We start from the raw sequence: 23,188 nt of genomic DNA on the forward strand, positions 1-23,188 counted from the left end.
TGACTCGGAGAGCGGAATTTGGCGCGTGGCAAACTGCATGTTGTCTGGTTCAAGCGGGATCTGCGTGTGACCGACCATGCGTCGCTGGCTGGCGCGGCGCGCGCCGCATGTGAGTGTGGGGGAGCGGTTTTGCCGCTTTATACCGTCGAGCCGGAACTGTGGCGCGAGCCGGATCATGCGGCGCGCCATTACGCCTTCCTGGTCGAGACGCTGGACGCTCTGCGCGACGATCTCGCCCGGCTCGGGCAGCCGCTCGTGGTGCGGGTGGGCAATGCCTGCGCGATCCTCGCCGATATCGCGCATAGTCATGGCATTGCTGCGATCCACGCCCACGAGGAAACCGGCAATGCCTGGACCTATTGCCGCGACCAGGCAGTCGCCGCCTGGTGCCGTGACCGGGCTATCGCCTTTCACGAACAGCCTCAGAGCGGCGTCATCCGCCGCCTCGGCAACCGCAATGGCTGGGCGCGCCGCCGTGACGGCTTCATGCGGCGCCCGCTCGTGGCCGCGCCCGCAGCCTTGCCGGCGATCGCCGGGCTCGATCCGGGAGCGCTCCCCGCGCCCGCCGATCTCGGCCTCGCCCCGGATCCGTGCCCGCAGCGTCAGCCCGGGGGGCGGGCAGCGGCGCTGGAACGGTTGCAGAGCTTTCTCGAAGAGCGCGGCGCGCCCTATCGCGCGGGGATGGCGAGCCCGGTCACGGCTTTCGCGGCGTGTTCGCGCATATCGCCGCATCTCGCGCTCGGCACATTGTCGATGCGCGAGGCGGTACAGGCTGCGGCGGTGAAGCGCCCGGCGCATCAGGAGGACAAACGCTGGCACGGAGCGATCGCCTCCTTCGCGTCGCGACTGAGCTGGCGCTGTCATTTCATGCAGAAGCTCGAAACCGAGCCCGCGATCGAGACGCGTCATCTGCATCGTGCCTATGACGGCTTGCGCCCGACCATGCCCGATCACGAGCGGCTCGGCGCCTGGGAGCGTGGCGAGACGGGCCTGCCCTTCGTCGATGCCTGCATGCGCGCGCTGATCGCCACCGGCTGGATGAATTTCCGCATGCGCGCCATGCTGATGGCGGTGGCGAGTTATCATCTTTGGCTCGACTGGCGCGCCCCCGGCCTGCATCTGGCGCGGCTCTTCACCGATTACGAGCCGGGTATCCACTGGCCGCAGGTGCAGATGCAATCGGGCACGACCGGGATCAACACGATCCGCATCTACAATCCGGTCAAGCAGGGTCGTGACCAGGACCCGCAGGGGCGCTTCATCCGGCAATGGCTGCCCGAACTCACCGCAGTGCCGGATCGCTTCATTCACGAGCCGTGGCGCTGGGAGGAGGCGGGGCGGGTGCTCGAGCGTGCCTATCCCGCCCCGGTCATCGACCATGTCGATGCCGCGCGCCAGGCCCGCGACAAGGTCTGGGCGGTGCGCCGCGGGCGCGGATTCGGCGATGGTGCGACGCGGATCCAGGAGAAACACGGCAGCCGCAAGAGCGGCCTGCCGGTCATGCGCGAGGCGGCCCGCAAACGCGGTGGCAAAGCTGGTTCCGGTCAGCTCACACTTGATTTCGGCACTGTGGACGGGGCTCCTGTCAGCACCGGATCAAGATCATGAAGATGCGCCGCAAGGGTGATCTGCCGCAGAAGATCTGCGCCGCCTGCGGGCGCCCCTTCAACTGGCGTCGCAAATGGGCGCGTGACTGGGAGAATGTGCGCTATTGTTCGCAACGTTGTCGTGGGAACGGCGCGTGTGAGCGGTCGGGGCAGGATGATGCCAAAGGCACATTTCCGGCGCGTTGAATCTGTGGCGCGCGCGCCACACCTTGGATTCATCCTCAACAAGCCATCGTCATGCAATCGCTCCGCCCCGATTGCGCCATAAAGCAAATCCATCTTAATCGTCAAATAAAGACGTGGGAAATCAAATGCTTGCGCTGTCTTCGCGGCGCGGCTGCGGTTTCGAAGAGCGTTTCACGGGCGCAGATCCCCGAGCGGGCGTGCCGGCACGGATGTGGCTGGGGCGTGGTATCCCTCAAACGCTTTCTTTATGAAGGCAAAGGATAAAAAGCCACATCCAGGGAGCAGAGGAAGGCGATGAGCGAGCGCACATACGACAAGAGCAAACTGCCGAGCCGCCACGTGACGCAGGGGCCGGCGCGCGCGCCGCACCGCTCTTACTATTACGCCATGGGTCTGACCGAAGAGCAGATCAACCAGCCCTTTGTCGGCGTGGCGACCTGCTGGAACGAGGCCGCCCCGTGCAACATCGCGCTGATGCGCCAGGCCCAGGCCGTCAAGCACGGCGTTGCCCATGCCGGCGGCACGGCTCGCGAATTCTGCACCATCACCGTGACCGACGGCATCGCCATGGGCCACCAGGGCATGTATTCCTCGCTGCCCTCGCGTGACTGGATCGCCGACTCGGTCGAACTGACCATGCGCGGCCACAGCTACGACGCACTGGTCGGCCTCGCCGGCTGCGACAAGTCGCTGCCGGGCATGATGATGGCCATGGTACGTCTCAACGTCCCTTCGGTCTTCATCTATGGTGGCTCGATCCTGCCCGGAAGTTTCCGTGGTCAGCCGGTCACGGTGCAGGACGTGTTCGAGGCGGTGGGTCGCCATTCCGTGGGCAGCATGTCGGACGAGGATCTGGCCGAGCTCGAAAAGGTCGCCTGCCCCTCCGCCGGCGCCTGCGGTGCGCAGTTCACGGCGAACACGATGGCGACCGTCTCCGAGGCGATCGGCCTGGCGCTGCCGTATTCCGCCGGCGCGCCCGCGCCTTACGAGCTGCGTGACCGGTTCTGCATGACCGCCGGCGAGATGGTGATGGAGCTCATCGCCCGCAATATCCGCCCGCGCGACATCGTCACCCGCAAGGCGCTGGAGAATGCCGCGACCGTCGTCGCCGCATCCGGTGGCTCCACCAATGCGGCCCTGCACCTGCCGGCGATCGCGCATGAATGCGGCATCGATTTCGATCTCTTCGACGTGGCCGAAATCTTCTACCGCACGCCCTATGTCGCCGATCTCAAGCCCGGCGGGCGCTATGTCGCCAAGGACATGTTCGAGGCCGGGGGCATCCCGCTCCTGATGAAGACGCTGCTCGATCACGGCTATCTTCACGGCGACTGCCTCACCGTGACCGGACGCACCATCGCCGAGAACATGGAATCGGTGAAATGGAACCCGGATCAGGACGTGGTCCGCCCCGCCGACAAGCCGATCACCAAGACCGGCGGCGTCGTCGGCCTCAAGGGCAATCTCGCGACCGAAGGTGCCATCGTGAAGGTCGCCGGCATGCCGGCCGACAAGCAGAGCTTCAAGGGTCCGGCCCGCTGCTTCGACGGTGAGGAAGCCTGTTTCGAAGCGGTGAAGAACAAGCAGTATGAGGAAGGCGAGGTTCTCGTCATCCGCTACGAGGGCCCCAAGGGCGGCCCCGGCATGCGCGAGATGCTGTCGACGACAGCCGCGCTCTACGGACAGGGTATGGGGGACAAGGTCGCCCTGATCACGGATGGACGCTTCTCGGGCGCCACACGCGGCTTCTGCATCGGCCATGTCGGTCCGGAAGCCGCCGTGGGCGGGCCGATCGGGCTCCTGAAGGACGGCGACATCATCGAGATCGATGCGGTGACGGGCCGTCTCGATGTCCATCTCTCGGATGAGGAACTCGAACGCCGCCGCGCCGAATGGCAGCCGCGCGAGACGAAATTCGCCTCGGGTGTGCTGTGGAAATTCGCGCAGGTGGTCGGTTCCGCAAAGAAAGGCGCGGTGACCCATCCGGGCGGCGCCGCGGAAAAGCAGTGCTATGCGGATATCTAGGACGACGCTCGCCACGCTCTGCCTCTTCCTGATCGGGGCCGGGCCTGCTCTGGCCCTGGACGGGCGCGGTTCCGCCGCGCCCCTGCCGGAGGATTCGCCCTTCGCTTCCGTGCGTGAGGCGTTGCGCGAAGGCGTGCGCGAATACAATGCCGGCGACAAGACGGGGGCGGTTCGCGCCCTCGAATTCGCCGCCGGCCAGGGGCATACGCTGGCCCTGTGGAAGCTCGGCTCGATGTATGCGGCCGGTGACGGCGTGGAGCATGACGATCTGCGCGCCTTCGAATATTTCTCGCGTATCGTCGATTCCAACCACGATACCTTCCCCGGGTCGGGTGAAGCCTCCGTGGTCTCCGCCGCCTTCGTGGCTCTCGGGCGATATTTTCTCGAAGGCATCCCCGAGACTTATGTGCGGGCCAATAGCGCACGCGCCTATGAGATGTTTCATTACGCCGCATCCTTCTTCGGCGATGCCAATGCCCAATACGCCATCGCGCGCCTGCATCTCGATGGCAAGGGCGTGCCGGAAGATTCGCGCACGGCGGCGCGCTGGTTCAACCTCGCGGCCGGAAAAGGCCATTATCCCGCCCAGGCCGTGCTCGGTCACATGCTGGTCAACGGCATCGGCGTGCCGCAGCAGCGCTCGCAGGGTTTGATGTGGCTGACGCTCGCCCGCGACGCCGCCGATCCGGGCGGTGAAGCCTGGATCCACAATCTCTACGATGAAGCGGTGACCGAGGCGAGCGAGACCGAGCGCCGTTCGGCGCTGGCCAATCTCGAGGATTTCCTGCGCCGCCGACGTTGATCGGGCGCCATCTGCGGCTTGCGCGCAGCCTCCCGCCTCGGATATGCCGGAACGGCCAAGCCGGAGGACATGATGAGCGACCAGCCAGCAACGCAAGCCGAGACCCACTTCACCGGCGACAGTCCGGAAACCCTGACCCTCCTCAAGACCCGCCGCTCGACCGGCGCACGCCTGCTTGATGAACCGGGTCCCGATCGCGCGCAGATCGCGGAAATGCTCACCATCGCCGCACGCGTGCCCGATCACGGCAAGCTCGCGCCCTGGCGTTTCGTGGTGATCGCCGGTGAGGCCCGGGCCCGGCTCGGCGACGCAGCCGCCGCCATCGTCAAGGCCGACAATCCCGATGGCGAAGAAGCACAGATCGAGAAGGCGCGTGGCTTGCTGCAGCGCGCCCCGATCGTCATCGCGGTGATCTCGCGTGCCCGCCCGCATCCCAGGATTCCGGAATGGGAGCAGGTGCTCTCCGCCGGTGCCGCCTGCCAGAACCTGATCCTTGCGGCCACCGCGATGGGCTTTCGCGCCAACTGGATCACCGAGTGGATCGCCTTCGACCGGCGTTTCCTCGATGCGCTCGGCCTCGCCGCCGACGAGCGGATCGCCGGATACGTACATATCGGTTCGAGTGATGCGCAGCGCAGCCACCGCGCGCGACCCGATCTCGCCGATATCGTCACCTGGGCGTGACGCGTGCTGCAAACGGCCTCTGCACGCTTCCGGCGGGCCAGGGAGTTCCCCTGCGGGCTGCCCCGGTATAGGTTGCAGCTGAAACCATCTCCGCGGGAGTTCGAATCCGATGTTCTATGAAGTCGCGCAGGGCCACGGGCTGCCCTATGATCCGTTCAAGGCGCTGGTTGCGCCGCGCCCTGTCGGCTGGGTGACGACGATGAGTGCCTCGGGCGCCATCAATCTCTCGCCCTATTCCTTCTTCAACGCGGTCTCCGACAAGCCGCACATGGTGTGCTTTTCGTCCGGCGGCTACAAGGATGCGATCACCTTCGTGCAGGAGACGGGGGAGTTCGTGTGCAACATGGCGACATTCGATCTGCGCGACGCGATGAACGCCACCTCGGCCCCTTTGCCGCGCGGTGAGAGCGAATTCGACCATGCCGGCCTGACCAGGGCGCCCTCGCGACTTGTCAGGCCGCCGCGCGTGGCCGAGAGCCCCGTCGCACTCGAATGCAAGCTCATCCGCGTTCTGCCGCTGCAACCGCTGGAAGGCGAGGCGAGCTATATCATGGCGATCGGTCAGGTGATCGGCATCCATATCGACGACGCCTTCATCCATGACGGCATGGTCGATACCGCCGCGATGAAGCCGATCGCGCGGGCCGGCTACAAGGATTATTTCGTGGCGCAGGAGAGCGCGAAATTCTCCATCGCGCGCCCCGCCGGTGGTGGTGATCTCAAACGCGAGACATGAGCCGGCGCGCGCGCTTGAGATGGGGCATGTCGATCATCTCCCCGTCGATGGCGACGACGCCCGCCTGCGGGTCGTTCTCGAAGGCGGCGATGATCGCTTTTGCCCGTGCAATCTCCTCCGGCGTGGGTGCGAAGGTCTCGTTGATCACCGGCACCTGCGCCGGGTGGATCGCCATCTTGGCCGCAAACCCGTCCCGGCGCGCATCACGGCACTCGGCGGCGAGCCCGTCCATATCGCGGAAATTGGTATAGACCGTGTCGATCGCGTCGATTTCCGCCGCGCTCGCCCCGATCAGGGTGAGCGAACGGGCGAGGCGGTAGGGATCGGTATAATGCCCGTTCGCGTCGCGGTTGCTCTCCGAGCCCAGATCGGCCGAGAGATCCTCGCCGCCCCAGGCGATCCCGGTCAGGCGATGGCTGGCGCCGCGAAAGCTGCCCAGTGCGAAGATGCTGCGCGCGGTCTCGGTGGCGATCGCCATGATCTTCGTCTTGCCGTCTTCAAGCGCATATTCCGCCTCGCGCACGGCGATCATCGCGGCAAGATGTGCCACATCGGCGCCGCCACAGGCCTTGGGCTGGACGATGCCGTCAGGGCCTGATTCCATCACCGCATCGAGATCGGCTGCGGTATGGCCCGATGCGAGATCATTGACGCGCACGAACAGGCGCGGGCGGCTCTGCGTCTTGCCCGCTTCGCGCAGGAAACCCTCCGTCACCTGCCGGGCGGCCTCCTTGGCCGAGGGCGCGACGGAATCCTCCAGATCGACGATCAGGGCGTCGGCACCGCTGCCGAGCCCCTTCTCCAACTTGCGGGCGCTGTCGCCCGGTACGAACAGATAGGAGCGCATCGCCTCACACCTCCCGCTTGCGCATGAAGGCCTGGCGGCGGCACTCGGCCACGAGCGTGCCGTCCTGCTTGTAGGTGCGGTGGATGAAATCGACGATGCCGGCATTCGGCCGCGAGCGGGATTCGCGCTTGGCGGCGATCTCGGTGGTGCAATGGACGGTGTCGCCCTCGAAGAGCGGGGCGGGGAATTTCACATCGCTCATGCCGAGATTGGCGATGGTGGTGCCGTTGGTGGTGTCGTTCACCGAAATCCCGATCATCAGGCCAAGCGTGAACAGGGAATTCATCAGCGGCCGGCCCCATTCCGTCTCGGTGGCGCAGAAATGTGCATCGATATGAAGGGGTTGGGGATTCAGCGTCATATTGGAGAAGAGCATGTTGTCCATCTGCGTGACGGTGCGCGTCAGGCGATGGGCGATTGTTTCTCCGACGGTGAAATCCTCGAAATACATGCCCCCGCGCGGGCTGGGTCCCGGAGGCGGTTTGGCGGCAGCGGGATCGGTCATGGGTGTAACTCCTGATTGTTATTTTTCCCTTTCGCCCCGCTTTCCACGGGCGATCTTAGGGTTTCCTTTACCATAAATCGCCCACTCTGCCCGGTGAAGCAGCGTTCGCGACGAGGGCGTCGCGACGGGACCCGCTTCATCGAGTGTCAGCATGGCGATGTTCCTGTTTACCAGCCCTGCCGCCCCCGCGACCAGCCCCGGAGACGGGGTGGTCGAGGCGATTCGGCGTGGCGCGGCGGAATCGGGGGCGGATTTCGACTATCTGCTGCGCACGGCCGAGCGCGAATCAGCGCTGGATCCGCGTGCGCGCGCACCGACCTCCTCGGCGACGGGTCTGTTCCAGTTCATCGAGCAGACCTGGCTCGGCATGGTGCATGACGAGGGCGCGCGATTCGGGCTCGATGCCGAAGCCCAGGCGATCACGCGCCGGGCCGACGGGCGTTACGCCGTGGCTGATCCGGGTCAGCGCGACGCCATATTGTCCCTGCGCGAAGATCCTGCCATCGCGTCGAAATTCGCCGGTGCGCTGACCGATTCCAACCACGCGCATCTGGCGCGCAGTCTCGGGCGCGAGCCGCGTCCCGCCGATCTCTACATCGCGCATTTCCTCGGCGCCGACTCCGCTGCCACGCTGATCGACACGGCCCAGCGCGACCCGGGACGCGATGCGGCAGCCCTGTTCCCCGATGCGGCGCGCGCCAATCCGCGCATCTTCTACGACGGCTCGGGTGATCCGCGCGGGGCCGGCGCGGTCTATCACGCGCTCGCGGCGCAGCATGAGAATATCGCGCGCAGTGCGCGGGCCGAGCCTGCCGCCGCCTATGCTGCCGCTCCCGCCGAAGGCGATGGCGATGCGCAGCCGCGCCTGCCCTTTCAGGACATGACCGGGCCGGCCTTTCATGGCCTCTTCGGCTCCGGGACCCGTCCCGCCGGGGTATCCGAGGCCGTGAGCGGCCTCTGGGCCGGGGAGGGCAGATCGGGTACACTGGCTGGGAGTCGAGGCGATGGCACGGCCGCACGCAGCGAAACCGTGACGCCCCTCTTCTTTCCCTACGGCGACAGGGTTTCGCGCGGTGACGCGCGCGCATCTTCAGGGGCAATGACGGCGGGCGGTGAGCCGGCTCCGGGCATTCCGCTGCCCCCGCAACGTCCTGATCCGTCCCGCGTGCCCGGTCTCGAGACACCGCTCGACCTGCAGGCCTTCACGTCCCGGAGGGGAAGCTGATGATCGTACGCCGTTTCCTGCTCTGGGCCCGTACCGCACCGCCTGGCCAGCGCGCCGATGCCGTCAGCGCGCTGGCGCGAACCTTCCTCTATTCGGAGCTCTCGCAGGAAGACCACTGGGAAGCGGAGACGGCGCTCACCGCCATGCTTGATGATCCCGCGCCGCTGGTGCGCCGGGCACTCGCGGAGGCGCTTGCCAATGCGCCGGACGCGCCACGCCACATCATCGTTGCGCTCGCCAATGACCAGCCCGACATCGCCGCTCTGGTGCTGGCGCGCTCGCCGCTTCTGTCGACGGAGGATCTCGTCGATTGCGCCGCGCTCGGCGACAGCTTCGCCCAGATCGCGATCGCCCTGCGCGTGCAGGTCACACCGCCGGTCTGCGCCGCGCTGGCGGAAATCGCTTCCGCTGATGCGCTGATCGAACTCGTCGGCAATCCGGGTGCCGAGATCCCCCATTCGGCGCTGGCCCGCATGCTGGCGCGTCACCGCGATGTGGCGGATCTGCGTGAGGCCATGCTCGCGCGGCGCGATCTGCCGCTGGAAATCCGGCAATCCATCGCCGTCGCCGTGGCCGATACGCTGAAACTCTTCGTGCTCGAACGCGGCTGGATGAATCCCGCGCGTACGGAGCGGGTCGTTCGCGAAGCGCGGGAGAAGACGACGATCGCGCTTTCGGACGGTGTCGACAGTGCCGATGTGCGGGGGCTCGTGGCGCATCTGCGCGAAACCGGGCAGCTCACTCCGGCGCTGATCCTGCGGGCGGTGCTCTCGCATGGGCTCGCCTTCGCAGAGGCGGCGTTCTCCGAACTCGCCGATCTGCCGCTCGCGCGCGTGGCCGGGCTCATCCAGGACCGTCGCGGCGCCGGCTTCCCGGCACTCTATCGCAAGGCGGGCATGCCGCAGGCCCTGCAGCCGGCCTTCGAGGCGGCGCTCTCGGCGCTGCGTGAACCCGCGCGTGACGGCGCCGCCGCAGGGCCTCAGCTCTCTCGCCGGATGATCGAGCGGGTCCTCTCGGCCTGCACGCGTCTGCCCGCCGACGAGGCCGGCAAGCTGCTCGCGCTGCTGCGGCGTTACGAATCGGAAGCCGCCCGCGAGGAGGCCCGCGAAATGACGCTGCATCTGATCGACGATGCCGCGCTCGACATGGCGCTTGGCCATGTCGAGGAGGGTATCGCACGCGCGATCGCCTATCGTTCGCGTCTTGCAGCCTGACGGAACGGATGCCGTCCCGGTTCGCCGCTATCGTGCTGTGGGTGAACCTGCCACGGGGGGCTTATGGTTGAGCAAAATGGCTTCTTCCTCGCGATGGGGGCTTTCCCGATTGCCTCAAACGGCTTGTTGCGGGTTTCGATTGCCTTGCCTTGTCAAAATCGTCGCGCGCGCCACCATGGTAGGGAGGTACTCACCAGCGAGGAGGCTCGACGCATGATGCAGGATAACGATCGCAGCCGTGATCCCGCGCAATTTTCGGACAAGGCGCTCTCCATTCTGGTCTTTGCTGCCTATCATCGGCTTGCCAGCGGCGAGCGCGTGACGGAAGTCGTGCATCATGACAATGCCGGCCACAGCGCCGATCAGCAGGGTGTGGAGGAATTGCGCGCCGCCGGACTGGTCCGCTTCGACGGTCGGATGCTGTATCTCGAACCGCAGGCGCAGGATATCGTCGAAATGCTGATCGCACGCATGCGCGGCTGAGCCTCGGGCCTGTCGGTTTTACGCCTCTTGAAGGATATCGGGCCATGCACAGACAAGATGAAAGCTACGGCCAAGATGATGCCGCCGATACGCATTCATCATCGGCCGCGCTTGCGGCGGGGAGGCGCGTTCTCGTCATCGGCGCGTCCCAGGGCATCGGTCTGGCAACATGCAAGGCCGCGCTTGCAGCCGGATTTCGGGTGCGTGGCCTTGCCCGTAATATCGACCGGCGCAGCCTGCATCACCCGGAATTCGAGGCCGTGCGCGCAGATGCGTTGAACGAAGCCGATGTCGCCGCAGCACTTCAGGGGTGTGATGCCGTGGTTCAGACACTGGGGATCAAGGCAGATCCGGCGACGCTCATCAACCCGGTCACATTGTTTTCCCGTGCCACTGACGTGCTGCTTCCCGCCATGCGCGCAGCCGGTGTGGCACGGCTCGTTGCGGTGACCGGTTATGGTGTCGGCGACAGCCGGCGCGCCTTGCCTTTGCCCGAGCGCATCTTGTTCGAGACGGTGATGGGCCGGGTGGCGGCGGATAAGGAGCGTCAGGAGAGCGCGATACGCGCCAGTGATACGCAATGGACCATCCTGCGCCCGGGATTTCTGACCTTGGTCGCCTCGTGTCCTGCTGCGCGCCTGCGCGCCGATCCGCCTGATTGGCGCAATGGCTTCGTCAGCCGCAATGCGGTGGCGGACGCGATTGTCGGCCTGTTGCGTGGGGGCGGATACCTGCACAAGGCGGTGGTGTTCACCTGATCCGGTTCGGTGCGACGCGGGTATTGCTGGAAAACATGCGCAATCCACCCTCCGGTGCTTGCCTGTATCCGTGCAGGGCTTTAACTGCCCGGATTGCTGCAAGGAGTCCCATCATGGCCGAGAAACCGCCCGAGTCGCCGCCGCAAGGAATGACCTATGCCGATGCCGGCGTCGATATCGATGCGGGCAATGCCATGGTCGAAGCGATCAAGCCGTTGGTCCGCGCCACCCGGCGCCCTGGGGCGGATGGCGAGATCGGCGGTTTCGGTGGGCTTTTCGATCTCAAGGCGGCCGGCTTTGTGGATCCGATCCTCGTGGCGGCGAATGACGGGGTCGGCACCAAGGTGAAGATCGCCATCGAGACGGGGATCCACGATACGGTGGGGATCGACCTTGTCGCCATGTGCGTCAACGATCTCGTGGTACAGGGCGCCGAGCCCCTGTTCTTCCTCGATTATTACGCCACCGGCAAGCTGCATCCGGCCACGGGCGCTGCGATTGTCAAGGGCATAGCGCAGGGTTGCCGCGATGCCGGCTGCGCGCTGATCGGCGGCGAAACGGCGGAGATGCCGGGGCTATATAGCGGCAATGATTACGATCTGGCCGGCTTCGCCGTCGGTGCGGCGGAGCGTGGCGCGCTGCTGCCGCGCGACGATATCGCGCCCGGCGACGTGATCATCGGGCTGGCATCCTCGGGCTTGCATTCCAATGGTTTCTCCCTGGTGCGCCGCATCGTCGAGAGAGCCGGGCTCGGTTTCGAGGCGCCCGCACCTTTCGCGCGGCAGATGACGCTTGGCGAGGCCCTGCTGACGCCGACGCGCATCTATGTAAAGCCTCTGCTTGCCTGCCTGAAAGCCGGCCTGCCGGTCAAGGCGCTCGCGCATATCACCGGCGGCGGTTTTCCCGAGAACATCCCCCGTGTCCTGCCGGCGGGCTGCGCCGCGCGTATCGATCTCGACGCCATCGCCGTGCCGCCGATCTTCGACTGGCTCGGCGGAACCGGCGGCGTTGCGGAAGCGGAGATGCTGAGAACCTTCAATTGCGGGATCGGCATGATCGTCGTCGTCGCCGCGGATGCCGCGCAGACGGCGCTCGCAGCCCTGAGCGAAGCCGGCGAATCGCCGGTGACGCTCGGTACGATCGTGCCGCAGGGCGGCGATGCGGGCTCCGCCGCGCGGGTGGTCTTCGAGGGGCGTCTCGGTGCCGGTGATGCGGCGAGAGGCGGCGCATGAGCGCCGGCAAACGCACCGCAATCCTGATTTCCGGGCGCGGCTCCAACATGCTCTCGCTGCTGGAGGCAGCGCGCGCGCCCGGCTACCCGGCGCAGATCACCCTCGTCCTCTCGAACCGCCCCGATGCTGCCGGTCTGGCGCGGGCGCGCGAGACGGGCATTGCCACCTGCGCGCTCGATCACAAGGCTTTTCCCGATCGGGAAGCTTTCGAGCAGGCCATGGATGCGGCGCTGGTGGAGGCGGGTATCGAGCTCGTCTGCCTCGCCGGTTTCATGCGCGTACTGACGCCGTGGTTCGTGCGCCGCTGGGAAGGGCGGATGATCAACATTCACCCCTCGCTGCTGCCGCTGTTTCGCGGAACGCGCACGCATGAGCAGGCCCTCGAGGCCGGGATGCGCGTGCATGGCTGCACCGTGCATTTCGTCGTATCCGAACTCGATGCCGGCCCGATCATCGCCCAGGCCTGCGTGCCGGTGCATCCCGATGACGACCCGGCGGCGCTGGCGGCACGCGTTCTGGTTGAGGAGCATCGGGTTTATCCACAGGCTCTCGCCGAGGTCGCCTCGGGCCGGGCGGTCTTGCATGAAGGGCGCTGCGTCTTTCGTGACGCGTGATGGACCCGATCTCTTCAGGTTGGTTGCTTCCGATAAACACAAGTAAAGGTTTCTAAGGAATTTCCCCATAGCCTGCGCCCAGAGTTCGAAACGACGGGCGTCATGTCACAAAAAGCCTTCCAGCCAGCAACCGATTCCTCAGCCTTGATGGCCCGCATGTTCTGGTGGGCCGCCATTCTGATCCTGGGGACAGTGGCCTTCGGCGCCGGTGTGGTCCTCACGATCAGTCGTGCCGCGAACGAGGATGCCCGGCTTCAGGAGATGCGGCAGATTCACGAGGAGCTCGCCGCCCGGGCCGACCAACATGCCCGGCAAGTCTCCGCGATCATGCGGATGCAGGTCGATCAAGCCGGGGGCCCAGACGAGCGCGAAGAACTGTTCATGCAGCTTGCGCCGCATGTGAGTGTCGGCGGGATCGTTACCACCGAAGGCGGCGGTATTTCCTGGGTCGACCGGCGAATCTTCGCCGGCGCAGGGCGCAATGCGGGCGTGGATGCAGCCCTGGCAGTCAGTTCCATGTTCGATGCCGAAGTGGCGATGGCGGATGAGGGCAGCAATCTGCGCATGGTTGACGGGAGACTGGTTTATCTGGGTTTCGCCAGGCTCACGGACGACCGCTACCTCATCGGGCTGGATATGCGCAGCATCGAGGGGGAATTGACCGCACCGGGCATGCCGCCTCTATCCGGAATGCGCGTCGGGCACGGGTCACCTGAAAGCCTGCCCGAGCACATGGCTGCCATCTCCATGGAAGATATCGCCACCGGCGAGAGCCTGCAGATCGTCTGGGAGCCCGCGCGTCCGGGCGACATGCTCGCGAAGCGGATCGGCTATGCCGCAATACCACCGCTTGCGGTCACGGCATTGCTCTTCGTGCTGGTGGTGGCCAATACGCGGCGTGTCGCGCGGAACCTGGCCGAATCGCATGCGCGCGCCGAATCGCTTGCGGGTCAGGATCCTCTTTCCGGGCTACCAAACCGGCTGCTCTTCGGCCAGACGCTCGACCTCTCCTTGAAAGGGCTCGACAATCAGATCCGCGCCGGCGCGCAGGGGGAGGGCTTCGCGCTGATGTTCCTCGACCTCGACCGTTTCAAGGAAGTCAATGACGCCTATGGCCACCAGGCCGGCGACGCATTGATCCTCCAGGTGGCGCAGCGCTTGCAGAGATTGTTGGAACGCGGCGACACACTCGCGCGTTTCGGCGGTGACGAATTCGCGGTCTTGCAGATGGGCGTTGGTTGCGACGAGGATGCGCGTGCGCTCGCCGCGCGGATTCTGCACGCGCTTTCGGAGGCCTTCACGATTGCGGGCAACCGCGTGAATATCGGCATATCGATCGGGATCGCACTCGCGCCGCGCGATTCATGCGATCGAGAGACGCTGATGCGCATGGCGGATACGGCACTCTACGAAGCCAAGAGCGAGGGGCGCAACCGCAGCGCCTTCTTCCACCGCGAGATGGATGATGCGCTGCAGATGCGCAAGCTGGTCGCCGAAGATCTGCGGCGCGCCATCGCGGAGAACGAACTCACGATTCATTACCAGCCCATCTTCTCGGCGGATGGGCGGAACGTGGTTTCCCTGGAGGCGCTGGTGCGCTGGCCCCACCCGACCAAGGGCATGATCTCACCGGCGAAATTCGTTCCTCTCGCGGAACAGAGCGGCCTTGTGATCCCGTTGGGCGAGTGGGTCGTGCGCCGCGTCTGCGAGGATGGCAAACGCTGGCCCGGTGTGCGGATCGCCGTGAACGTCTCGCCGATCCAGTTCCGGCAGCGCAATTTCGTCGAAGGCGTGATCAGCGTGGTCGAGGAGGCAGGTTTCGATCCCGGGCGGCTCGAACTGGAACTCACCGAGGGTGTCGTCGTGGAAGATGCGGATGCAGCCGAGATCGTCATGGCGCGGCTGCGTGATTACGGTTTCCCGCTCGCCCTGGACGATTTCGGCACGGGGTATTCGTCGCTGATCTATCTGCGCCGGTTTGCCTTCGACAAGATCAAGATCGACCAGTCCTTCCTCGAGAGCCTGGATGAAATGGGCGAGTCGGCCATTCTGGTGCATTCCATCGTCCATCTCGGGCGGGCGCTGGGGTTGAAAGTGACGGCGGAAGGGGTGGAGACGCCCGAGCAGCATCGTTTCCTGATGGCGCTGGGATGCCATGAAATGCAGGGTTTCCTGTTCTCGCGCCCGATCTGTGCCGATGAGGTCGATCGCTTGCTCGGCACCACACCGCGCCGGCTGCCCGGGCGTCGCATCACGGCGGCGTGAGGCCAGAAGCGTTCGGCGAAGGCCGGTCAGAAAGGGAGGGGCAGACCGTCGTAGATCGCCATCCCGATCGTGGCGAAACCGAAGCCCAGCGCGACGATGACGGCGATGTCGATCAGTGCGATCGCAACACCCGCCCCGACCCAGATCCCGTCGCGCTCCAACATGCCGAAACCCATCAGGATAATCGCGATCGCCGGCGGCACGTTACCGATGATCGGAATTGGCAATGCCATGATCAGGGCCAGGATGATGATGAGAATACCCAGGGGACGGCGCGCATTCTGGCGGGTGAGCCTGATATAGCGGGGCTTGCTCCAGCGCTCGATCCGCCGAAGCTTCGGGACGATCCAGGCGATCACGCGGTCGAGATGCTGCCGCGAGACCGATTTGTAGCCGAGTCGCCGGGGTATCCACAGCGCCGTACGCCCGACCATGAGCTGGATTGCCACGAGCAGTATGAAGATCGCGGAGAATGTCGAGAAACCCGGCGGCATCGGCAGGGCATTGGGGGCAGCGAAGAGGATCAGCAGCACACCGAAGGCGCGCGCGCGGATCCGCGCGACGATCTCGAACAGGGTGATGCGCTCACCGGTCGTCGAGGTGGAGAGCCGGACGAGGATATCGGAAGTTCTGAGCAAACGATTCTACCCCGGACCATCGAGATCATTCTGCCTATATGAGGATTGTGGCAGATAGAAAACAGCAGAAAGCGGGGGCAGGCGCCGAAATCGGCGCTTTTGTGGCATCCGCAGGGTCGGTGTCTTTACAGAATGATGTTTTCGTCGAACCTGTCGGCCGCGAGCGGCAGGTTGAACTGCACGGCGATCCCGTCGGGAAAATGGCGCACCACGCGGGCGGGGGTGTTGCCGACCACGACACCGAGCCCGATCGCCGGGCGCACATCCAGCGCGATGCCGGCGCCGGAAAGCGATACGTCGATCAATTTGCCTTCGACGTCGAAGCCTTCGTCGAGGCGCAGCGTCACGTTCTTGTGGATCGGAACGATGCGCTCGTGGCGGCGATCCTCGGGCAGGCCAAGCTCGTGCCGGTTGGCCAGCCAGGTCAGTTGCGAGGCGAGCTTGTCGCGCTTGCGCGGTGTGGCATTGATGGTGATGGCAAAGCCCGTATCGGTATGGCGCACGATCTGGCCTTCGATACGGCCGATATGCTCGAAATAGCAGACCACCCGTTCACCGATCGCGCCGATCACCGGCGCGACGAGCGCGACGCCACCGGGCGAGAAATCAGCGCTCTGACAAGGGTATTCCTGCCGGTTCGCCAGCATGTAGCGTCCGAGCAGGGAAACCTTCACGCGCGCGAAACGACGCCGGTCGGAGCGGTATGCCGGAACCGCCTTCTCCGTGTCTGCTCTCGCTTCTGCCGCACCCATGATGCCCGCTTACCCCGCAAAGTGGATCTTCATGCCGGGGTAAGGATAGGACGCACCGGTTAACGGTGCCTTAGAACGGTCGATCACAACCGAAAAATGTTGAAAATAATGTGCGTCGCAGTTCAGCCGCGCCCGCCCTGGTGCACCACGAAGCGACGGCGGCGCTCGACCGGATCGTCGTCGCGGGCGAATTCCCGGGTTTCCGTGCGTCCGATCGGCCAGATCACGCGCATTGAATTCAGGCTCAGATGGCTGAGATTGTCGAAGCCGATCCAGTGCGGGATCAGCGCCGGGGAAAGCGCCCCCAGCACGCGAGCCTGGGTGCGTCCGCGATGGCGCAGCGGCAGGAGGATCAACTCCATGTCGAGCGTGTCGCCGCGGGCTGTATGGCCGACGAGGCCGGAGACGATACCGGCGGTTTCCCGGGTGACGATCTCGATCTGGCGATTGCCGTCATCCGGCGTCGCGGGATCCCAAAGGGCGGTGAAGGGGGAGTTTTTGAGCTCACGCCCGAACAACGCGCAGATGCGCGTTCCGGCGAGCCGGAAGCGGCAGACCTCCTCCTCGATTTCGAGAATGAAGGTGTCGGCCAGGATATGGCGGATCTCGCCGGGCTCGACCTCACCGCGTTCCGGCGCAGCGCGCTCTCCGCGCAGCGAGTCCCAGTAGGAAAAGAGCATCCGGGTCGCGGCATGTTTCATAACGGCCTCTCCGTCCCGCCGATCGGGGCGAGATTGTGTGTTTTTGAACCAGCTCCCCACCGGATCAGCGCCGGGAAGCCCGGTTTGACGCTGTGGCCGATATGGTTAGCGAAAATTATGCCTGAACGCATGGGTTGCGCTCTGGAAACCATTCGTTAAGGTTAACGGAACGTTGACATTGTCAATCCGCGCCTGTGGATTAAGGTGGTTGACGTTAGGTAATGAGCGCTTGTCACGGCGTGTCTGTCGACCTTCCGGGACGGGAGGTGGGGGCGTTTTGCCCCAAAGGGGACCTGTGTCGCGGCATACGGATTGCAAAATCACGTGCCCGGCATGATATCCTTCGGAAGCGGGGAGGGGCCGACCCTCCCCGATCTTTTTTCACAGGCCGAGAGCCGGGCCGCCGGCCTCTCGGTCATGGTCCGTCCCCCGCCTCCCGAGCAAGCATGCAGCCTCATCCGCTATCTCCGCCGCCGCCGCCGCGCGAACCACTGTTTCACCTGCCGCGCATCATCATCGTGATCTGTGTCGTCCTGCTCGGGATTCATCTCGTGCTGTCGCTGACCGGTTCGCAATTCGAGGTCGAGATGATCTTCCGCTTCGGTTTCGTGCCGGGCAGCTGGACTCTCTGGCTCAACCCTGCGGCTGAAGAGGCGATCTTCGAGCGGCTGACCGGTGGCGGCGCGCTCGATCCGCGCGCATTGAGCCTCATGCGCATGGTGCTCGTCGAGGCGCCCAACTCGGTCTTCGGGCCGCTGAGCTATGCGCTGCTGCACGGATCCTGGTCGCATGTCCTGCTCAACGTGTTCTGGCTGGCAGCGTTCGGTACGCCCGTGGCGCGACGGCTGGGTGAGGGGCGGTTTCTGCTGCTCTGCCTGCTGACGGCTTTGGGTGGAACGCTCGCACACTGGCTCACGAACATGCATGATTTCACGCCGATGGTCGGCGCTTCCGCTGTCGTGTCCGGCATGATGGGGGCAGCTGCGTGGTTCGTCTTCACGCGCACGCCCCACGGAGGTGGCCTGATCGATGCGCACGCGCATCTGCGACCGCGCGAGACCCTGCCGGAAATGCTGCGCAACCAGCGCACGATGGTTTTCTTCGGAATCTGGTTCGCTCTGAACTTTCTCTTCGGTGTCGGCGCCGGGCCGCTCGGCATCAGCGAAGGCGGTGTCGCCTGGCAGGCTCATATCGGCGGCTTCCTCGTCGGGCTCGTCTTGCTGCCGCGAATCGATCCGCGCGGGTGAGGCCCTTGCGCCAACGAAAAAGGCCGACGCTTTGGCGCCGGCCTCCTTTTGCGCATTACGGAAACACCGCAGCGCTCAGTTCTGCTTGTTGTCTTCGCCTTCACCGGCCTCGGCAGCCTCGCCGCGGGGGCGGGCTTCCTCGACGTCTTCTTCGAGCGCCGCGCCGACTTCGAGGCCGAGCTCGTCGAGATCGAAGGCCTCGCGGGCCGTGACGTCTTCACCGCGTGCCTGACGTTCGGCTTCATCGAGCGAACGGGCGACGTTCATGGTGATGGTGATCTCGACTTCCGGATGCAGCTGCACCTTGACCGCGTGCAGGCCGAGATTCTTGATCGCCTGGTTCAGCTCGATCTGGTTGCGACCGACGGAGAAGCCGTTCTCGGTGACGACTTCCGCGATATCGCGGGTCGCGACCGAACCATAGAGCACGCCCGTCTCGCCAGCCTGGCGGATGATGGCGAAAGTCTGCCCGTCGAGCTTGCCGGCAACACCTTCGGCCTCCTTGCGGCGTTCGAGATTGCGGGCCTCGAGCTGGGCGCGCTGCGCCTCGAAATGCTCGCGATTGGCCTTGCTGGCGCGCAGGGCCTTGCCCTGGGGCAGAAGGAAATTGCGGGCGTAACCGTTGCGAACCTTCACCACTTCGCCCATCTGGCCGAGCTTGGGCACGCGTTCCAAGAGGATGACATCCATGTTTCGAACTCCTGTTGAATGTCGTTAAGAAAGAGGCGGACTGCCACCCTTGTTGCGGCCCGAGGCATTGGCGCGCATCCGCTCGCGGATGCCGAGCGCCGTATCGGTAAGGCCGAACATGATCAGCGGCAGAAAGACGAGGCCCTGGCTGAGCAGGACCATGAGATAGGTCAGGACGAGAATGAAACCGCGCCCGGAGCGCCCCTGGCTCATCTCGTGAACGGCCGCGAGCCCTTGCAGGGCAAAGGCCATCAGGAAGGCGCCGGCCAGGGCCGTGGCGAGCACGCCGGTGAACCCGTCCAGAAAGATCGCGGCGAGACTCACCGCAAACAGCGTGTAGAGCGCTTCGCGCGGCATCACCGTGCGCGCGATTTCCGGCCAGGGGCGCAACAGGCGCCCCGAAGCCGAGACGATCTTCGCGCCCAGCCAGATATACAGGGTCAGGATGACGGTGAAGCCCTGCGCAGCAAAGATCGGCAACGCGCCGGCCAGGCGCGCGGCGACCTGTTCTCCGGGAAGCTCCCCGAAATCGGGCAGGGCGACGTCTTCGGGTGTATCCGTCTGGATGCGCAGGACGGCTTCCGCCATCTCGCGGGTGTTGCGGCTATAGGCTTCGAAATCGAATCCGCTCAGGACGGACGAGCCGAAATAGGTCAGCGCCCCGGTGCCGGCGATCCAGGCCAGCAACCGCCCGAGCGGATACCATTCCGTCTTGCCGTCGGCGCCGGTCCGCCCGAGCAGCGCGAGATAGCCGAGCCACCAGGCCGGGAGCGCGGTGGTCAGGAAATAGCCGAAGCCACCGAACAGAGTGCCATGCACGGCGGTGATCGCAACCGCACCGATCATGCCTGCGACAAGGCCGGAGCGGTGGTCGAAGGCGAGGGTGACGATGATTACCGGGATGGGGGCGAGCAGCACCAGCGCCACGGCCAGCCCGGTGCCGACACCGATCAGGGAAATCAGTATCGCCGAAGCCAACCCGGCCAGAACGCCTGGTGCAATATAGCTCGTCATCCGCTGTCCCGCGCTCTTGCGTGGTTAGAGGCGCCAATCGCGCCCCAACTTGCCCTGCGGCTCGACGGAGCCGGTGGCCGAAAAACGGCGGGCCGTCCTGGGACGGTCCGCCCGGGTTCGTCAGATCGTGATCTTTACTTGATCACGAAGGGCAGAAGCCCCAGCAGGCGCGCGCGCTTGATCGCCTTGGACAGCTCGCGCTGCTTCTTGGCGGAGACCGCCGTGATGCGCGAGGGCACGATCTTGCCGCGTTCGGAGATGTAGCGCGAAAGCAGCTTCACGTCCTTGTAGTCGATCGCCGGAGCATTGGCGCCGGAGAACGGGCAGGTCTTGCGACGGCGGAAGAAGGGGCGACGGGCGCCAGCATTACCGAGTGCCATGGATCAACCCTCCCGGCTGGTTTCTTCGGGGCGACGACGCTCGCCGCGATCAGGGCGGTCACCACGATCAGGGCGGTCGCCGCGGTCAGGGCGGTCGCCGCGATCACGGCGGTCGTCGCGGTCACGCTTCTGCACCATGGCGGAGGGCTCGGGGTCGAGCGCTTCGACCTTGATGGTCATGAAGCGCAGGATGTCCTCGTTGATGCCCATCTGCCGCTCCATCTCCTTCACCGCCGCCGGGGGGGCGTCGAGATTGAGCAGGGTAAAATGCGCCTTGCGGTTCTTCTTGATGCGGTAGGCGAGCGTCTTCAGGCCCCAGCCCTCGACCTTCTCGACCTTGCCGCCATTGGTCTCGATGACACCCTTGAACGTGTCCACGAGAGCTTCCACCTGCTGCGACGAGATATCCTGTCGCGCAAGGAAGACGTGCTCATAAAGAGGCATATTCGGCCTTTCCAACTGCGTTTCATCGAACGTGACCCGGCGCCAAGCCCTTCGAGCCTGCCAAGGCCCGAGCGGTTGATCGAAGGCGGAGACACAGGATGCCGGACCGCGAGAGCCCTGCGCGCAGACGCGCGCCATCCGTTCAGCCCCCGGCCGGAGACGACGTTGCAGGGGCGATACAGCCTTTTCCGAGCGATTGCAAGCGCGATGAAGAGTTTGCCGTCGGGCTGGGCAGCGGTGTGGGGGTGAAATGATACAGGAACTTTTGGTTGCTGTTTCGTTCGAATGCCGATAGGAAATCCGGGTGCCTCGAATCTGTCGAACTTGCAGGAGAGGAGGGCGAAATGAATTCCGAGGATGGTGTGACGCATGTCACGCCCGCCGACGGCAACGTGTTTGCCGATCTCGGCTTTGATGAGCAGGAAGCACGGGATCTGCAAGCCCGGTCCCGGGCGATCATCGAGGAGAAGCTGGCCATCAAGATTTCGCTGATGGAAGAGCTTCACGCCTGGAAAAAGCGCGAAAAACTGAACCAGGCGGAAGCGGCTGTCATTCTGGGCATTTCGCGGCCTCGTGTGTCGGACGTCATGCGCAAGAAGACACAGAACTTTACCATTGATGCCTTGGCGGACATGATCATGCGGACTGGCCGGAAGGTGCATGTCTCGATTGGATCATGACCCGGACGCGCCGGATCGGTGAGCCCCCGTCAAACCTGCGCCCTGCAGCGCGGGCGCTGTGTTGGAGCATGGGCCTTCCGGCGCATCGTCATGCGTGCCGGATCGTGCGATCACGGGGCATCTCGCGGCGCCGCATCTTGCAACGCGGCACGGGGCACTCTATTTGCCGTTCACCAAGCCGCATCGGCGCGCGGGCCATCCTGCGCACAGGAAGATGTGGGTAACCCCGGGTGTCCGGCGCGGTTCAGGCGCTTTCATCACCCTTTCTTAGCCGAATCAGCTTAGCGTTTTCGCTTTACGGCTTCGGCTTACGGATTCGCATGGTGTTCTCGACAGACGATACCGCATACCGCATCGCTGCGCTTGCCGATCCCCTGCGCGAGGCTGCGCGGGAAGCCGGTGCGATCGCGCAGGGCTATTTCCGGCCCGGTGAGAAGACGAGCGCGCGGATCTGGTCGAAGGATGGCGGCTCGCCCGTCACCGAGGCTGACGTCTCCGTCGATGCCTTCCTCAAGATCCGGCTCTCGCAGCTTCTGCCGGAAGCCGCCTGGCTCTCGGAGGAGACGGCGGATAACGACCGGCGCATCGGTGCGCGCCTCGTCTGGATCGTCGATCCGATCGACGGAACCCGCGCCTTCCTCTCCGGCCATCGGGACTGGTCCGTCGCCATCGCGCTGCTGCTGGATGATGCGCCCGTTCTCGGCGTGGTGCACGCGCCCGCGCTCGACACGCTGTACGAGGCGCAGGCCGGCGCGGGTGCGCGTGCCAATGGCGCTGCGATCACCGTTTCATCAACAGCCGATCTGCGCCGGGCCGGCATATCCGGGCCGCAGCCCATGATCGATGCGATGATCCGGCGGGTCGGCGGCATGACGCCGCTGGCCAAGGTCCCCTCGCTCGCATTGCGGCTGGCACGTGTCGCGGCGGGTGATATTGACGTGGCACTGGTGTCGCGCAATGCCCGCGACTGGGATCTCGCCGCCGCCGATCTCATCCTGCGCGAGGCGGGCGGATGCGTCTCCGACATGAGCGGCACCGATCCGCGCTACAATGCGGAAAATCCCGTCCATGGCGCGTTGGTTGCCGCCTCATCGATCTTGCATCCGCGGCTGATTGAGGCCATGACGGGGGCCGCTGAACAGAGCCGCGCGGTCTGACCGGTCGCGGCGAACACAATCGCGGGCCGCCCGGCCCGGAAATGCGTGGATCGACCCATGAGCGAAGTCACGACGACCAAGAAACAACTGCTTCATCTCGTCTTCGGCGGTGAACTGACCGGCGTCGAGGAGGTGCAGTTCCACAATCTGGATGAGCTCGACATCGTCGGCATCTATCCCGATTACGCCAGTGCCTATGCCGTGTGGAAGGCGAAGGCGCAATCGACCGTCGACAATGCGCAGATGCGTTATTTCATCGTGCATCTGCATCGCCTGCTCGATCCGCCGCAGCCCTGAGCGGA

The 23,188-nt window shown here is 65.2% G+C and carries 26 protein-coding genes; 17 read left to right on the forward strand and 9 right to left on the reverse strand.

The window, feature by feature from the left end; genetic code table 11:
* Positions 1-18: 18 nt before the first annotated feature.
* The 6 genes from GA0071312_RS09095 (at position 19) to GA0071312_RS09120 (ending at position 6,040) form a co-directional block, all read left to right on the forward strand.
* Positions 19-1,608, forward strand: a complete 1,590-nt coding sequence (locus tag GA0071312_RS09095) for an FAD-binding domain-containing protein (RefSeq protein WP_074444703.1) — start codon at positions 19-21, stop codon at positions 1,606-1,608.
* A 2-nt stretch (positions 1,609-1,610) separates the two neighbouring features.
* Positions 1,611-1,793, forward strand: a complete 183-nt coding sequence (locus tag GA0071312_RS09100; RefSeq protein ID WP_083204669.1) for a DUF2256 domain-containing protein — start codon at positions 1,611-1,613, stop codon at positions 1,791-1,793.
* 294 nt (positions 1,794-2,087) lie between these two features.
* Positions 2,088-3,818: a dihydroxy-acid dehydratase gene (gene ilvD / locus GA0071312_RS09105; RefSeq protein ID WP_074444705.1), complete on the forward strand. Its 1,731-nt coding sequence runs from the start codon at positions 2,088-2,090 to the stop codon at positions 3,816-3,818.
* Positions 3,805-4,620: a tetratricopeptide repeat protein gene (locus GA0071312_RS09110; protein ID WP_074444706.1), complete on the forward strand. Its 816-nt coding sequence runs from the start codon at positions 3,805-3,807 to the stop codon at positions 4,618-4,620. The genes ilvD and GA0071312_RS09110 overlap by 14 nt, the downstream gene beginning before the upstream one ends.
* 72 nt (positions 4,621-4,692) lie before the next feature.
* Positions 4,693-5,304: a nitroreductase family protein gene (locus GA0071312_RS09115; RefSeq protein WP_074446042.1), complete on the forward strand. Its 612-nt coding sequence runs from the start codon at positions 4,693-4,695 to the stop codon at positions 5,302-5,304.
* 109 nt (positions 5,305-5,413) lie between these two features.
* Complete coding sequence (locus GA0071312_RS09120; RefSeq protein WP_074444707.1) at positions 5,414-6,040, forward strand: flavin reductase family protein; 627 nt, start codon at positions 5,414-5,416, stop codon at positions 6,038-6,040.
* Here the strand turns inward: GA0071312_RS09120 and GA0071312_RS09125 are convergent.
* Together GA0071312_RS09125 and GA0071312_RS09130 are read right to left on the reverse strand one after the other, a co-directional pair.
* Positions 6,024-6,887 carry an HpcH/HpaI aldolase/citrate lyase family protein gene (locus GA0071312_RS09125; RefSeq protein WP_074444708.1) on the reverse strand — a complete coding sequence of 288 codons (864 nt, stop codon included), beginning with the start codon at positions 6,885-6,887 and terminating at the stop codon, positions 6,024-6,026. The genes GA0071312_RS09120 and GA0071312_RS09125 overlap by 17 nt on opposite strands.
* A gap of 4 nt (positions 6,888-6,891) precedes the next feature.
* Entirely contained in the window at positions 6,892-7,392 is a 501-nt protein-coding gene (locus GA0071312_RS09130; RefSeq protein ID WP_074444709.1) for a MaoC family dehydratase, read from the reverse strand.
* A gap of 151 nt (positions 7,393-7,543) precedes the next feature.
* On the opposite strand from GA0071312_RS09130, the gene GA0071312_RS09135 reads away from it, so the two are divergent.
* The 7 genes from GA0071312_RS09135 (at position 7,544) to GA0071312_RS09165 (ending at position 15,183) form a co-directional block, all read left to right on the forward strand.
* Positions 7,544-8,617 (forward strand): lysozyme family protein, encoded by a 1,074-nt coding sequence (locus tag GA0071312_RS09135; RefSeq protein WP_074444710.1) that lies wholly within the window; start codon positions 7,544-7,546, stop codon positions 8,615-8,617.
* Positions 8,617-9,831, forward strand: a complete 1,215-nt coding sequence (locus GA0071312_RS09140) for a DUF2336 domain-containing protein (protein WP_074444711.1) — start codon at positions 8,617-8,619, stop codon at positions 9,829-9,831. Before GA0071312_RS09135 ends, GA0071312_RS09140 begins: the two co-directional genes overlap by 1 nt.
* 213 nt (positions 9,832-10,044) lie before the next feature.
* Entirely contained in the window at positions 10,045-10,314 is a 270-nt protein-coding gene (locus GA0071312_RS09145; protein ID WP_108721851.1) for a hypothetical protein, read from the forward strand.
* A gap of 44 nt (positions 10,315-10,358) precedes the next feature.
* Positions 10,359-11,072 (forward strand): NAD(P)-dependent oxidoreductase, encoded by a 714-nt coding sequence (locus GA0071312_RS09150; RefSeq protein ID WP_083204463.1) that lies wholly within the window; start codon positions 10,359-10,361, stop codon positions 11,070-11,072.
* A gap of 113 nt (positions 11,073-11,185) precedes the next feature.
* Positions 11,186-12,304, forward strand: coding sequence for a phosphoribosylformylglycinamidine cyclo-ligase (gene purM, locus GA0071312_RS09155; protein ID WP_074444712.1), 1,119 nt, complete (start codon positions 11,186-11,188; stop codon positions 12,302-12,304).
* Positions 12,301-12,918: a phosphoribosylglycinamide formyltransferase gene (purN, locus tag GA0071312_RS09160; RefSeq protein ID WP_074444713.1), complete on the forward strand. Its 618-nt coding sequence runs from the start codon at positions 12,301-12,303 to the stop codon at positions 12,916-12,918. Before purM ends, purN begins: the two co-directional genes overlap by 4 nt.
* 102 nt (positions 12,919-13,020) lie before the next feature.
* The gene (locus tag GA0071312_RS09165) at positions 13,021-15,183 is read left to right on the forward strand and encodes a putative bifunctional diguanylate cyclase/phosphodiesterase (RefSeq protein WP_083204464.1); all 2,163 of its coding nucleotides are present in this window, start codon (positions 13,021-13,023) and stop codon (positions 15,181-15,183) included.
* A 26-nt stretch (positions 15,184-15,209) separates the two neighbouring features.
* Here GA0071312_RS09165 and GA0071312_RS09170 read toward each other — a convergent pair whose 3' ends face one another.
* From GA0071312_RS09170 to GA0071312_RS09180, 3 genes are all read right to left on the reverse strand, one after another.
* Positions 15,210-15,821 carry an exopolysaccharide biosynthesis protein gene (locus GA0071312_RS09170; protein ID WP_083204465.1) on the reverse strand — a complete coding sequence of 204 codons (612 nt, stop codon included), beginning with the start codon at positions 15,819-15,821 and terminating at the stop codon, positions 15,210-15,212.
* Between the two features lie 125 nt (positions 15,822-15,946).
* Complete coding sequence (locus GA0071312_RS09175; RefSeq protein ID WP_074444715.1) at positions 15,947-16,573, reverse strand: PilZ domain-containing protein; 627 nt, start codon at positions 16,571-16,573, stop codon at positions 15,947-15,949.
* A 122-nt stretch (positions 16,574-16,695) separates the two neighbouring features.
* Entirely contained in the window at positions 16,696-17,274 is a 579-nt protein-coding gene (locus tag GA0071312_RS09180; protein WP_074444716.1) for a PAS domain-containing protein, read from the reverse strand.
* A gap of 446 nt (positions 17,275-17,720) precedes the next feature.
* On the opposite strand from GA0071312_RS09180, the gene GA0071312_RS09185 reads away from it, so the two are divergent.
* On the forward strand, positions 17,721-18,521 hold the full coding sequence (locus tag GA0071312_RS09185; RefSeq protein WP_074444717.1) for a rhomboid family intramembrane serine protease: 801 nt from the start codon (positions 17,721-17,723) through the stop codon (positions 18,519-18,521).
* 75 nt (positions 18,522-18,596) lie between these two features.
* On the opposite strand, the gene rplI is transcribed toward GA0071312_RS09185, so the two are convergent.
* From rplI to rpsF, 4 genes are all read right to left on the reverse strand, one after another.
* A complete protein-coding gene (rplI, locus tag GA0071312_RS09190; protein WP_074444718.1) occupies positions 18,597-19,211 on the reverse strand; it encodes a 50S ribosomal protein L9 in 615 nt (204 codons plus the stop codon).
* Positions 19,212-19,235: 24 nt separating this feature from the next.
* A complete protein-coding gene (locus GA0071312_RS09195; RefSeq protein WP_074444719.1) occupies positions 19,236-20,225 on the reverse strand; it encodes a DUF2232 domain-containing protein in 990 nt (329 codons plus the stop codon).
* Positions 20,226-20,359: 134 nt separating this feature from the next.
* Positions 20,360-20,605, reverse strand: coding sequence for a 30S ribosomal protein S18 (gene rpsR / locus GA0071312_RS09200; RefSeq protein ID WP_074444720.1), 246 nt, complete (start codon positions 20,603-20,605; stop codon positions 20,360-20,362).
* A gap of 3 nt (positions 20,606-20,608) precedes the next feature.
* The gene (gene rpsF, locus GA0071312_RS09205) at positions 20,609-21,049 is read right to left on the reverse strand and encodes a 30S ribosomal protein S6 (RefSeq protein ID WP_074444721.1); all 441 of its coding nucleotides are present in this window, start codon (positions 21,047-21,049) and stop codon (positions 20,609-20,611) included.
* A 344-nt stretch (positions 21,050-21,393) separates the two neighbouring features.
* Between rpsF and GA0071312_RS09210 the strand changes: the two genes are divergently transcribed.
* The 3 genes from GA0071312_RS09210 (at position 21,394) to GA0071312_RS09220 (ending at position 23,183) form a co-directional block, all read left to right on the forward strand.
* Complete coding sequence (locus GA0071312_RS09210; RefSeq protein WP_074444722.1) at positions 21,394-21,729, forward strand: helix-turn-helix domain-containing protein; 336 nt, start codon at positions 21,394-21,396, stop codon at positions 21,727-21,729.
* Positions 21,730-22,049: 320 nt separating this feature from the next.
* On the forward strand, positions 22,050-22,886 hold the full coding sequence (locus GA0071312_RS09215; protein WP_074444723.1) for a 3'(2'),5'-bisphosphate nucleotidase CysQ: 837 nt from the start codon (positions 22,050-22,052) through the stop codon (positions 22,884-22,886).
* A gap of 57 nt (positions 22,887-22,943) precedes the next feature.
* Positions 22,944-23,183, forward strand: a complete 240-nt coding sequence (locus GA0071312_RS09220) for a DUF4170 domain-containing protein (protein ID WP_074444724.1) — start codon at positions 22,944-22,946, stop codon at positions 23,181-23,183.
* The last annotated feature ends 5 nt before the right edge of the window (positions 23,184-23,188 follow it).

Source organism: Saliniramus fredricksonii, assembly GCF_900094735.1.
Classification (GTDB): domain Bacteria; phylum Pseudomonadota; class Alphaproteobacteria; order Rhizobiales; family Beijerinckiaceae; genus Saliniramus; species Saliniramus fredricksonii.

Coding starts and splice junctions, on each gene's coding strand:
- GA0071312_RS09100 (WP_083204669.1), top strand. CDS start 1,611: ATGCGCCGCAAGGGTGATCTGCCGCAGAAGATCTGCGCCGCCTGCGGG.
- ilvD (WP_074444705.1), top strand. CDS start 2,088: ATGAGCGAGCGCACATACGACAAGAGCAAACTGCCGAGCCGCCACGTG.
- GA0071312_RS09110 (WP_074444706.1), top strand. CDS start 3,805: ATGCGGATATCTAGGACGACGCTCGCCACGCTCTGCCTCTTCCTGATC.
- GA0071312_RS09115 (WP_074446042.1), top strand. CDS start 4,693: ATGAGCGACCAGCCAGCAACGCAAGCCGAGACCCACTTCACCGGCGAC.
- GA0071312_RS09120 (WP_074444707.1), top strand. CDS start 5,414: ATGTTCTATGAAGTCGCGCAGGGCCACGGGCTGCCCTATGATCCGTTC.
- GA0071312_RS09125 (WP_074444708.1), bottom strand. CDS start 6,887: ATGCGCTCCTATCTGTTCGTACCGGGCGACAGCGCCCGCAAGTTGGAG.
- GA0071312_RS09130 (WP_074444709.1), bottom strand. CDS start 7,392: ATGACCGATCCCGCTGCCGCCAAACCGCCTCCGGGACCCAGCCCGCGC.
- GA0071312_RS09135 (WP_074444710.1), top strand. CDS start 7,544: ATGGCGATGTTCCTGTTTACCAGCCCTGCCGCCCCCGCGACCAGCCCC.
- GA0071312_RS09140 (WP_074444711.1), top strand. CDS start 8,617: ATGATCGTACGCCGTTTCCTGCTCTGGGCCCGTACCGCACCGCCTGGC.
- GA0071312_RS09145 (WP_108721851.1), top strand. CDS start 10,045: ATGATGCAGGATAACGATCGCAGCCGTGATCCCGCGCAATTTTCGGAC.
- GA0071312_RS09150 (WP_083204463.1), top strand. CDS start 10,359: ATGCACAGACAAGATGAAAGCTACGGCCAAGATGATGCCGCCGATACG.
- purM (WP_074444712.1), top strand. CDS start 11,186: ATGGCCGAGAAACCGCCCGAGTCGCCGCCGCAAGGAATGACCTATGCC.
- purN (WP_074444713.1), top strand. CDS start 12,301: ATGAGCGCCGGCAAACGCACCGCAATCCTGATTTCCGGGCGCGGCTCC.
- GA0071312_RS09165 (WP_083204464.1), top strand. CDS start 13,021: ATGTCACAAAAAGCCTTCCAGCCAGCAACCGATTCCTCAGCCTTGATG.
- GA0071312_RS09175 (WP_074444715.1), bottom strand. CDS start 16,573: ATGGGTGCGGCAGAAGCGAGAGCAGACACGGAGAAGGCGGTTCCGGCA.
- GA0071312_RS09180 (WP_074444716.1), bottom strand. CDS start 17,274: ATGAAACATGCCGCGACCCGGATGCTCTTTTCCTACTGGGACTCGCTG.
- GA0071312_RS09185 (WP_074444717.1), top strand. CDS start 17,721: ATGCAGCCTCATCCGCTATCTCCGCCGCCGCCGCCGCGCGAACCACTG.
- rplI (WP_074444718.1), bottom strand. CDS start 19,211: ATGGATGTCATCCTCTTGGAACGCGTGCCCAAGCTCGGCCAGATGGGC.
- GA0071312_RS09195 (WP_074444719.1), bottom strand. CDS start 20,225: ATGACGAGCTATATTGCACCAGGCGTTCTGGCCGGGTTGGCTTCGGCG.
- rpsR (WP_074444720.1), bottom strand. CDS start 20,605: ATGGCACTCGGTAATGCTGGCGCCCGTCGCCCCTTCTTCCGCCGTCGC.
- rpsF (WP_074444721.1), bottom strand. CDS start 21,049: ATGCCTCTTTATGAGCACGTCTTCCTTGCGCGACAGGATATCTCGTCG.
- GA0071312_RS09210 (WP_074444722.1), top strand. CDS start 21,394: ATGAATTCCGAGGATGGTGTGACGCATGTCACGCCCGCCGACGGCAAC.
- GA0071312_RS09215 (WP_074444723.1), top strand. CDS start 22,050: ATGGTGTTCTCGACAGACGATACCGCATACCGCATCGCTGCGCTTGCC.
- GA0071312_RS09220 (WP_074444724.1), top strand. CDS start 22,944: ATGAGCGAAGTCACGACGACCAAGAAACAACTGCTTCATCTCGTCTTC.